The organism is Microbacterium sp. B19 (genome assembly GCF_000333395.1).
GTDB lineage: Bacteria > Actinomycetota > Actinomycetes > Actinomycetales > Microbacteriaceae > Microbacterium.
This window is the reverse complement of record NZ_BADA01000435.1, coordinates 1-9967: the sequence shown is the minus strand read 5'-3', so window position 1 is coordinate 9967 and position 9967 is coordinate 1. Positions and strand designations below refer to the sequence as shown.

Genomic DNA, 9967 nt, shown 5'->3' with positions numbered 1-9967 from the left:
AACGACGACTCGAGGATCTCGCGCGCGCGGGCACGCCCGAACCGATCGATGAGGTTGACGGCCATGTTGTAGGTCGGCCGGAAGCTCGAGTTCAGCGGGTACGTGCGGCGCGACGCGAGCGCGGCGACCGACTGCGGGTCGAGACCCTCGGTCCACTGCACGACCGCGTGCCCCTCGACATCGATGCCGCGGCGCCCCGCGCGACCGGTGAGCTGCGTGTACTCGCCCGACGTGATCGCGACCCGCGCCTCGCCGTTGAACTTTTCGAGCTTCTCCAGGACGACCGTGCGCGCGGGCATGTTGATTCCGAGCGCGAGGGTCTCGGTCGCGAACACGACCTTCACGAGCTTGCGCCGGAACAGCTCCTCGACGACCTCCTTGAAGGCGGGCAGGAGGCCGGCGTGGTGCGCGGCGATGCCGCGCTCGAGGTTCTCGCGCCACTCCCAGAAGTGCAGCACGGCGAGGTCTTCGTCCTTGAGCGCGAACGTCAACTCGTCGACCACGCGCCGGATCTCGGCCCGCTCCTCGGGCGAGGTGAGGCGCACGTCGGCACGACGCAGCTGCTGTACGGCCGCGTCGCAGCCGGCGCGGCTGAAGATGAAGAAGATCGCCGGGAGCAGATGGTTGCGCCGCAACAGATCGACGACCTGCGGGCGTTCGATCCGCTCCATCCGCGGCGCGTGCGCGGCCCGCACGGGGCGCTGGCCGTTCCGCGGCTGGCGCCGCCCGCCCGCGTGCCGCGCGGAGCGGTACTCCTGCGCGCGTCGGTTGCTCTCGAACGTCGACGAGTGGCCCCCCCGGATCCGCAGCAGCTCCTGGTTCACCTGGGCCGTCGCGACGCCCGCGCGGTCGTCGAACAGCGGCAGGAGGTCGCCGCGCACCAGCACGTGCTGCTCGAGCGGCACGGGCCGCGTCTCGGACACGATGACCTCGGTGTCGCCGCGGACGGTGTCGAGCCAGTCGCCGAACTCCTCGGCGTTCGAGACGGTGGCCGAGAGCGAGACGAGCTTGACCGATCGCGGCAGGTGGATGATGACCTCTTCCCACACCGCACCGCGGAAGCGGTCGGCGAGGTAGTGCACCTCGTCCATCACCACGAATCGCAGGCCCCGCAGCGCCGGGGAATCGGCGTAGAGCATGTTGCGCAGCACCTCGGTCGTCATGACCACGATGCGCGCGGAGGCGTTGATGTTCGTGTCGCCCGTGAGCAGGCCCACCTCGTCGTCGCCGTAGACCTCCTGCAGCTCGTGGAACTTCTGGTTCGAGAGCGCCTTGATGGGGGTCGTGTAGAACGCCTTGTCACCGGGCTCGAGCATCGCGAGGTGGATCGCGAACTCGCCCACGATCGTCTTGCCGGCTCCGGTGGGCGCGGCGACCAGCACACTCCGCCCGTCCTCGAGGGCCTGGCATCCGGCGATCTGGAAGGGATCCAGGTCGAACCGCTGGGACTCCGCGAAATCGGCGGTGATCGGATGCTGGGCGCGGGCAGAGGCCCGAGCGAATCGGTCGGCGGGGCTCAGTCCACTCACACGATCGACCCTGGCAGCCCCGCCGCAGTGGCGCGACGGGCCTTGCGTCGATCGAACAGCATCGATACGCCCGCCGCGGCGAAGAACAGGACGATGAGGATGCCGGCGAGCAGGAACATCGTCACGACGTCGGCCGCAGGGGTCGCGAGGGCCGCGAACACGGTCGCGATGAGGATCGCGATGCGCCAGCCCTTCAGGATCGCGCGCCCACTCATGATGCCGATGACGTTGAGGGCCACGAGGAACACGGGCAGGACGAACGCGACGCCGATCACGAGCATGAGCTTGAAGACGAAGTCGTAGTACTCGGTCGCCGAGTAGTAGTTCACCCCGCCCTGCGGAATGAACGTCGACATGAGCTCGATCACGTGCGGGACGATCAGCAATCCCACCCAGCAGCCGGCGAAGAACAGCGGAATCGCGGATGCCAGGAACCCGACCGTGTACCGGATCTCCTTGCGCGTGAGGCCCGGCATCACGAAAGCCCAGATCTGCCAGAGCCAGATCGGGGACGAGAGGAAGATGCCGATCGAGAAGGCGATCCGCATCCGCAGGTCGAAACCGGACGTGACGTTCGTGAAGTTGAGCGCGGCGAAATTCGCGCCACGCTTCTCCGTGAGAACACGGATCGGCTCCGTGATCCACGCGATCACGGGGTCCGTGATGATGAACGCGACGATCATTCCGACGACGAGCGCCGCCGCGGCGATCATCAAACGCTTGCGGAGTTCGACGAGATGGGCGCCGATCGACATGCGCTTGTCACGCCGCGGTCCCTCCGGCACCTCGATCCGCGGCGGCCCTGCCGTGGCCACGCGTTATGCGGAGGTGTCGTTGGAAGGGCGCTTCTCGGGCGTGACGGACGAAGCGGTGCCCGCGTCGGTCGCGCGCGGAACCTCAGGAGCCGCGGAGACCTCGTCGTCGCGCTTCATCTCCTTCATCTCGCTGCGGAAGACACGCGCCGACTGGCCCATGCTCTTCGCGAGAGCGGGGAGCTTCGCGGCACCGAACAGCAGCAGGATGACCGCGAGAACGATCAGCAGGTGCCATCCGTTCAGATTGCCTAGCATGAGGACTCCTCAGTATCGGGCGGGGGTGCCTTCAGTGTAACTCGTGCCCCTTAGCCGGGGCCTAGGAACTCGACGTGTTCACCCCACGGGCGAGACATCCTCGCCGTACTGCGCGAGACCCGCCGCTGCCCAGGCCGCGGCGGCGCGCCGCGCTCCGGTGGGCTCGAGCAGTTCGACCTCACCGCCGCGCCGCGCCGCGAGACGCTTCAGGCTCTGCTCGTCGGCGAGGCGCAGCGAGGCGACGGCGACGTCCCCCTCGCCCTCGATCGTGGCGCGCTCGAGGTAGTCCGACAGCAGCGGGGCCACCGCGCGCGGGAACCGGAACCGCGCGACGACCTCGTCGTCGGCGGGCGCGAACAGTTCGGGTACCGGATCGGCACCGTGGACGGCGGGGATGCCGGTGAGCTCGGGGTCGCTGACGCGGTCGAGGTGGAACGTGCGCACGGCCTGCCGCGTGTGGCACCAGCCCTGCAGGTACCACTGGCCCCCGGCGATGTGGACCTTGATGGGGTCCACCGTGCGGGTCGTCGGTGCGGCGCCGGGCGCGCGATACGTGAACGACACCGCGACCCCGCGGCGGAGCGCGCGGTCCACGACGTCACGGACACCGTCCACGGGACCGGGGGCCACGATGACCGCCGGCGGGGTCGACGAGGCACCGCGCGCGAGCTTCGCCAGCAGACCCGTCACGAGGGCGCTGTCCCCCACGCCGGGCAGGGACCGCGTGAGCTGCAGACCGGCCAGCAGCGCGGCGGCTTCGCGGGCCGTGAGGCGCGGCGACCGTTCGAGGCCGACCGTGTTCGTGATCGAGATGATCTCGTCGCGGTCGAGCAGATCCCAGTCGATGTCGAACAGTTCGTTCGGGAGTTGCCAGTAGCCGCCCTCGCCGGGCAGGCCGATCACGGTGAGCCTCTCGACCATCGCCCGCATCTGGTCGGCGGTCACGTCGAAATCGGCCGCGGCCTCGGCGATCGAGACCTCGCCCTTGCCGATGATGTACGGCACGAGCTGGAGCAGGAGGGCCGCCCGGTCGAGGGCGGGCAGGGCGCGGTCGGAGCTCACGCGGCACCTCCGTGCAGGGCGAGGGTCGCACGCAGGCGACGGATGACCTGCTCGCGCAGGTCGTCGGGGGCGACGACGCGCACCTCGGGCCCGTAGGAGGCGAGCTCGTCCGCGAAGACGTGGAGGTCGACGTACGGCACCACGATGCCCTGGGGCGCGGGCTCCGCGCGCCGCGACAGGCGGAGCGCCGCCTCGGTGCCCGGGTGCACCTCGAGGAGTGCCCGCTGACGACGTGCGACCCCCTCGAGTCCCGCGATGGCTCGCTCCCCGGCGCCGACCCGCAGCTTCTCGTCGAAGCGTTCGCGGGTCACCGTGACGTCCCCGACGATGCGCGAGAGCAGGAAAGTGCGCTCGGCATCCATGGTGAGATCGAACCCGAAGACGTGCCACCGCGCCTCGTACTCCAGCAGCGCGAGCGGACGGATGCGACGCTCCCGCGCCCGCGCGTCGCCGGGACGCAGGTAGCTGAACGTGACGACGCGGCACTCCTCGATCGCCCGCTGCAGCGCCGGGAACGCGGCATCCCGAGCGCGGATGCGGGGCGCGTAGCCGATGATCGGCTCGTCGACGGCGATGCCGAGACCACGGATCTTGCGCAGCCCGCTGCGGGCATCGGCAGAGAGGGACTCGCTGCCCCACACGCTCCCGGCGATGTTCAGCAGCGCGACCTCGGCGGGGCTGAACGAGATGTCCTCCGGGAGCGCGTACTCCGCGGTCGGCACGCGGTACCGCGCCTCCCGCAGATCATCGGGGTCGGCGCGGTCGCCGATCGTCTCGATCGGGACGCCGAGTCCGCGCAGGTTCTCCTTGTCGCGCTCGAACATCTTCTCGAGGGCGTCCTTGGAGGCCCCCGCCTCGTACTGCTCGCGGTAACCGGCCACCGACGACAGGATCGTGTCCTTCGTCAGCCCCTGTTCGGTCGCCATGAGGGCGACGACGAGGTTGACCAGACGCTCCTCGGGAGCGGGTCGGGACGAGGCGGCGGACACCCGCCCATCCTAGGCGCGGGCCGGGGTCAGCCGGACTCAGCCGTCGACGCCGAGGATGTCGAAGACGTACACGAGGGCCGTGTCGGTGGGGGCGTTGAAGAGCTTCTGGTCGTCCGCCGTCTGGTCGGCGGGGATGACGACCAGCACCTGGGAGCCGACCGTCTGGCCCTCGAGCGCGGAGGCGAGGGCACCGGGCAGCTTCGACGGCGGCGCCGCGATGGGGTTCTTGCCCCACGTCGTCACGAACTGCCGACGGTCGTTCCACGAGACACCGAGCACGTTGAGGCGTGCGGTCGCGTCGGCGGTCAGCGCGGGGCCGTCGCCCTTCTTCAGCGTCTGCACCGACACGGAGGTCGGCGCGTTGCCGTCGGGGATCGTCACGCCGGGCTGGCCGCCCGGCGCGCGCACGACGGTGGGAAGACCGAAGCCCGCGGTGAACTGGTCGGCGCCGTTCGCGGCAGGAAGGTAGACGCGCTCGACGTCGGCCACGACGACCGCGGAGCCGCCCTGAGGGATGTCGAGACCCTGCGCCGCCTGCGGGCCCACACTGTCGTACGGCATCGACACGACCAGGCGCGATCCCTGCGTCGCGCAGAGCATCGCGGAGGAGAAATCGGGGAACGTCTGGTCCCAGCCGGACAGGGGCTGCGCGTTCGCGACGTTGCCGTCGTAGCGCGACCCCACGATGCGCTCGCCCGTGATGCCGTTGTAGACCGTCAGGTCGAGGAGCACGAGCTGGTCGGGCTGCGTGATGCGCTCGCCGTCGCCCGTGACCACCGTCTCGACCGAACGCGTGTCGGGCAGGAACGGCGACCGCACCTGCACGTCGGGCTTCTGCCCGACCTCGCCCGAGACCGTCACGGCCTCCGCGGCGCGCGAGTCGGACGGCGGCGGCGTGCATCCCGCAGCGGAGGCGCTACCGGATGCCGCGCATCCGACGAGGCCGGTTCCGGCCAGAGCGATCACGGCGACGAGGGCGGGGAGTCTGCGCACCGGATCAGTTTAGGCGGTCCCGTCGGGTGCCTCCGTCGCGGCCTCCGTCTCGCCGTCGCGGCGGCGCACGCCGTCGGCGGCCTTCTGGGCCTCGCGCACGCGCTTGCGCAGGTTCTTGTCGGTGATCTCGCGGTCGCCGACGGCACCGGGAGTCCACAGCTCGACGTCCTCGTCGCCGTAGCTGGACTTCGAGGCGCGCCGCTTGACCTCCGGCGGCACGGCCCCGGGGGCCAGGCGGCGCGCGGTGAGGAGGAAGCCGGTGTGCGCGACCATGCGGTGGTCGGGGCGGACGGCGAGGCCCTCGACGTGCCATCCGCGGACCATGGTCTCGGAGGCATCCGGGTCGGTGAAGAGCCCCGTCGCGCGGATGTACTCCGCGACGCGGCTCAGCTGGGTGGCGGTGGCGACGTAGCAGAGCACGACGCCGCCGGGGGTGAGCGCGTCGGCCGCAGCGTCGATGCACTCCCACGGCGCGAGCATGTCGAGCACGACGCGGTCGACGGATGCCGGGGCGACGGCATCCGGGAGGTTCTCGACCAGGTCACCCACGACGACCTCCCACGTGGCGGGCGTCGCGCCGAGGAACGTCTCGACGTTCGCGCGGGCCACGTCGGCGAACTCCTCACGGCGCTCGAACGACACCAGACGGCCGCTCGGGCCGATCGCGCGCAGCAGCCACAGCGACAGCGCGCCCGAGCCCACGCCCGCTTCGACGACCGTCGCCCCGGGGAAGATGTCGGCCTGCGACAGGATCTGCGCGGCATCCTTCGGGTAGACGATCGCCGCACCGCGCGGCATCGACATGACGAAATCGCGCAGCAGCGGACGGAGCGCGAGGTAGTCGTGGCCGGAGCTGTTGGTCACGACGCTGCCGTCCGGCTGGCCGACGAGCAGCTCGTGCTTGAGCACCCCGTTGTGCGTGTGCAGTTCGCCGTTCTCGCGGAGCGTGATGGTGTGCATCCGCCCCTTGGGTCCGGTCAGCTGCACGCGGTCACCGACCCGGAAAGGTCCGCTCAGGTGCGGGGTCTCGCTCATCGGGTCTCCTGTGGGGTGGTTGCGGGTGCGTGGGTGGAATGGAGGGCGGCGAGGTCCGCGGCGCCGCGACCGGCCAGGGTCGGCCAGAGCGCGTGGGCGCCGACCTCGTCGAGCGACACCATGAGCGGGACACCGAGCGTCACCGCGCCGCTCGCGAGCGCAGAGCGCAGGCCGTTCGGCGAGTCCTCGATCGCGACGGTGTCGCCGATCGCGACGCCGAGCGCGTCAGCGGCCTGGAGGTAGGGGTCGGGATACGGCTTCGGGCGCGTGACGTCGTCACCGGCGACGACGACGTCGAACGCGGGGAAGTCGATGAGGTCGACGACGGACAGCGCCATGCGCCGCATCGACATCGTCACGAGCGCCGTCTTCACGCCGGAGCGGCGCAGGTCGGCGAGCAGTTCCTGCGCGCCCGGGCGGAACGGCACGCCCTGCGCGGCGAGTTGGCGCAGCACCTCGTCGGTGAGATGGGCGATGATCTCGTCCACGCCCCATGGGACGCCGGCGTTCTGGAGCAGCCGCGCGGAGTCCTCCAGCGCGAGCCCGACCATCCCGAGCGCCTGCGCGTGCGACCACGTGCCGCCGAACCGCTCGACCAGCGGCGTCTCCGCGGCCATCCAGAACGGTTCGGTGTCGACGAGCGTGCCGTCCATGTCCCAGAGGACGGCGGCGGGGGCGGGGGAAGTCATCGTTCCATCGTATCCAGCGCGCTCCCCGACCATCCCCCGGCCGAGCGCTCCCCCGGGCGCATGCGCCTATCCTGGATATCCAGCCCCGCAGGGGCAGAGGAGGTTGCGTGGACGCACTGGGTCGCCGGATCATCGTCGCCGCTTTCGACGGGTGGAACGACGCCGGAGAGGCGGCCTCGGCCGCGGCAGCGATGCTGCGGACGGGCAGCGACTACGAGGTGGTGCACTCCGTCGATCCGGAGTTGTACTTCGACTACCAGTACACGCGCCCCCAGGTGGGAGTGGATGCCGAGGGCCACCGCACCCTCACCTGGCCCGAGGCCACGCTGCTCCGCCCCACCCGGCGCAGCGACGACCCCGAGATCTGGCTCCTCGTGGGCGTCGAGCCGGCGCGCGCGTGGCAGGCCTTCGCCGCGGAGTTCATCGACGTCGCCCTGCGCGAGGACATCACCGGTTTCGTCGCGCTCGGCTCGATGATGTCGGACGTGCCGCACACCCGCCCGATCTCGGTGTTCGCGGGCAGCGACAACGACGGCGTGCGCCAGTCGCTGGGGCTCGAGCGGAGTCTGTACGAGGGACCGGTCGGCATCCTGAGCGCCCTCGGTGACGCGGCCGAGCGCGCCGGCATCCCGACGGCCAGCCTGTGGGCGAGCGTGCCGCACTACGTCGCGGGCCACACGCCCTCGCCCAAGGCCACGCTCGCGCTCCTCGACCGCCTCGAGTCGGTGTCGGGCATTCCGGTCCCGCGGGGCGAGCTCGCGGCCGAAGCGCTCGCGTGGGAGGCGTCGATCGACGCCGCAGCCGCGGACGACGACGAGATGCGCGACTACATCCACCAGCTCGAGCAGACCCGCGACACGTGGGATTCCCCGGAGGCGTCGGGGGATGCCATCGCCCAGGAGTTCGAGCGGTATCTGCGCCGCGGCGGCGACGGCCCCGCCAAGCCCGGGCGCGACGACCCGCCCCGCCGCTGAACGCGAGAACGGCGCCGTCCCCCGAGGGGGCGGCGCCGTTCTGCTGGGTGCGGGATCAGCCGGAGATGATCGTCGATTCCGCCGGGACGACCCCGGTGAGGAGAAGGACGATCACGACGACGCCGAGCACGATGCGGTAGATCACGAACGGCAGGAAGCTGCCCTTCTTGAGGTACTGCATGAGGAACGCGATCACGAGGAAGCCGACGACGAACGCGATCACGGTCGCGAGCCCGGTTTCGGCGAGGTTGTACGGTCCGGTTCCCTCGTCGAAGCTCTTGTACAGCTCGTAGAGCCCGCTCACGAACACCGCGGGGACCGCGAGGAGGAACGAGTACTCAGCGACGGCGGTGCGCTTGTACCCGAGGGCCCGGCCCAGGGTCGTGGTCGCACCCGAACGGGACACACCCGGCACGAGGGCGAGGGCCTGGGCGAATCCATAGGCGAGACCGTGCGGGTAGGTGAGGTCGTCGAGGTCACGACGACGCTTGCCGTAGTGGTCGGCGAGTCCGAGCAGGATGCCGAACACGATGAGCACGATCGCGGTGATCCAGAGGCTGCGGAAGTTGTCGCGGATCAGGCTCTGCAGGAGGAAGCCCAGGATGCCGATGGGGATCGTGCCGATGATGATCAGCCACCCCATGCGGGCGTCGGGATCGTTGCGCGGCACGCGGCCGGTCAGCGACCCGAACCAGCGCGAGATGACCCTGCCGATCTTCTTGCGGAAGTACAGCAGAACGGCCAGCTCGGTGCCCAGCTGCGTGATCGCGGTGAACGTCGCGCCGGGGTCGGTCTGCGAGGGCAGGAACTCGCCCACGATCCGCAGGTGGGCGCTGGAGGAGATGGGGAGGAACTCGGTCAGGCCCTGGACGAGCCCGAGGATGATGACCTCGAAGATATGCATGCGGTCCTTCAGTACGTCCGGAGGAGGTCGGCGAGAACTCGACGACCGAACTCGAGCGCGTCGACGGGGACGCGCTCATCCACACCGTGGAACATCCCGGTGAAGTCGAGATCGGACGGGAGTCGCAACGGTGCGAACCCGTAACCGGAGATTCCGAGGGAGGCCAGTGCCTTGTTGTCGGTGCCGCCGCCCATGAGGTACGGGATCACCGGCACACCCGGGTCGTGGCGGGACAGCTGCCCCACCATGGCATCCACGAGGTCGCCCGCGAACGGGACCTCCAGGCCGATGTCCTGATGGACGATCTCGACCTCGATGCCGGGGCCGACGATGCGGCGGATGTCGGCGAGCGCCGCCTCCTCGGTGCCGGGCAGCACCCGCACGTCGATGAGGGCTTCGGCACGGTCGGGGATGACGTTGTGCTTGTACCCGGCGGTGAGCCCCGTGGGGTTCGTCGTGGTCCGCAGCGTGGAACGGAGGAACCCGGATGCCGCACCCGCGCGCTGCGCCAGCCGGTCGGGGTCGCCGGCGTCGTCACCGGTGAGCTCGGCGAGGCCGGCGAGGAGCTGCGTCGTGGTGTCGGTCAGGCGCACGGGCCAGTGCGTGCGCCCCAGCGCGGCGACCGCCTCCGCGACCGCGGTCACGGCGTTGTCGGGGTGGAGGGCGCTGCCGTGACCCGCGCGGCCGCGGGCCACGAGCTTGATCCACAGCAGAGCCTTCTC

At 70.6% G+C, this 9967-nt stretch carries 11 protein-coding genes; 1 reads left to right on the top strand and 10 read right to left on the bottom strand.

The features are described 5' to 3' along the window. From I5G_RS15225 to I5G_RS15190, 8 genes are all read right to left on the bottom strand, one after another. Positions 1-1529: RNA helicase (locus tag I5G_RS15225; protein WP_022879824.1), on the bottom strand; the 1529-nt coding region annotated here is incomplete at its 3' end. Next, entirely contained in the window at positions 1526-2284 is a 759-nt protein-coding gene (tatC, locus tag I5G_RS15220; protein WP_022879823.1) for a twin-arginine translocase subunit TatC, read from the bottom strand. The genes tatC and I5G_RS15225, both read right to left, overlap by 4 nt. Positions 2285-2347: 63 nt before the next feature. Beyond that, positions 2348-2599 carry a Sec-independent protein translocase subunit TatA gene (tatA, locus tag I5G_RS15215; protein ID WP_022879822.1) on the bottom strand — a complete coding sequence of 84 codons (252 nt, stop codon included), beginning with the start codon at positions 2597-2599 and terminating at the stop codon, positions 2348-2350. Between the two features lie 78 nt (positions 2600-2677). After that, positions 2678-3661: a YafY family protein gene (locus I5G_RS15210; protein ID WP_022879821.1), complete on the bottom strand. Its 984-nt coding sequence runs from the start codon at positions 3659-3661 to the stop codon at positions 2678-2680. Continuing rightward, complete coding sequence (locus I5G_RS15205; protein ID WP_022879820.1) at positions 3658-4650, bottom strand: YafY family protein; 993 nt, start codon at positions 4648-4650, stop codon at positions 3658-3660. Before I5G_RS15205 ends, I5G_RS15210 begins: the two co-directional genes overlap by 4 nt. A 36-nt stretch (positions 4651-4686) precedes the next feature. Next, a complete protein-coding gene (locus I5G_RS15200; RefSeq protein ID WP_022879819.1) occupies positions 4687-5643 on the bottom strand; it encodes an FKBP-type peptidyl-prolyl cis-trans isomerase in 957 nt (318 codons plus the stop codon). Positions 5644-5652: 9 nt separating this feature from the next. Further along, positions 5653-6678: a tRNA (adenine-N1)-methyltransferase gene (locus I5G_RS15195; RefSeq protein ID WP_022879818.1), complete on the bottom strand. Its 1026-nt coding sequence runs from the start codon at positions 6676-6678 to the stop codon at positions 5653-5655. After that, positions 6675-7367, bottom strand: a complete 693-nt coding sequence (locus I5G_RS15190; RefSeq protein ID WP_022879817.1) for an HAD family phosphatase — start codon at positions 7365-7367, stop codon at positions 6675-6677. Before I5G_RS15190 ends, I5G_RS15195 begins: the two co-directional genes overlap by 4 nt. 107 nt (positions 7368-7474) lie before the next feature. Between I5G_RS15190 and I5G_RS15185 the strand changes: the two genes are divergently transcribed. Then, positions 7475-8341 (top strand): PAC2 family protein, encoded by an 867-nt coding sequence (locus I5G_RS15185; RefSeq protein ID WP_022879816.1) that lies wholly within the window; start codon positions 7475-7477, stop codon positions 8339-8341. A 55-nt stretch (positions 8342-8396) separates the two neighbouring features. On the opposite strand, the gene I5G_RS15180 is transcribed toward I5G_RS15185, so the two are convergent. Together I5G_RS15180 and I5G_RS15175 are read right to left on the bottom strand one after the other, a co-directional pair. Next, positions 8397-9245, bottom strand: coding sequence for an undecaprenyl-diphosphate phosphatase (locus I5G_RS15180; protein ID WP_022879815.1), 849 nt, complete (start codon positions 9243-9245; stop codon positions 8397-8399). 8 nt (positions 9246-9253) lie between these two features. Continuing rightward, positions 9254-9967, bottom strand: a 714-nt coding sequence (locus I5G_RS15175; protein WP_022879814.1) for a peptidase dimerization domain-containing protein, incomplete at its 5' end; no start/stop codon positions are given.

What these genes read in the sequence shown, in the direction of transcription:
- tatC (WP_022879823.1), bottom strand. Translation starts at nt 2,284, where the DNA reads ATGTCGATCGGCGCCCATCTCGTCGAACTCCGCAAGCGTTTGATGATC.
- tatA (WP_022879822.1), bottom strand. Translation starts at nt 2,599, where the DNA reads ATGCTAGGCAATCTGAACGGATGGCACCTGCTGATCGTTCTCGCGGTC.
- I5G_RS15195 (WP_022879818.1), bottom strand. Translation starts at nt 6,678, where the DNA reads ATGAGCGAGACCCCGCACCTGAGCGGACCTTTCCGGGTCGGTGACCGC.
- I5G_RS15190 (WP_022879817.1), bottom strand. Translation starts at nt 7,367, where the DNA reads ATGACTTCCCCCGCCCCCGCCGCCGTCCTCTGGGACATGGACGGCACG.
- I5G_RS15180 (WP_022879815.1), bottom strand. Translation starts at nt 9,245, where the DNA reads ATGCATATCTTCGAGGTCATCATCCTCGGGCTCGTCCAGGGCCTGACC.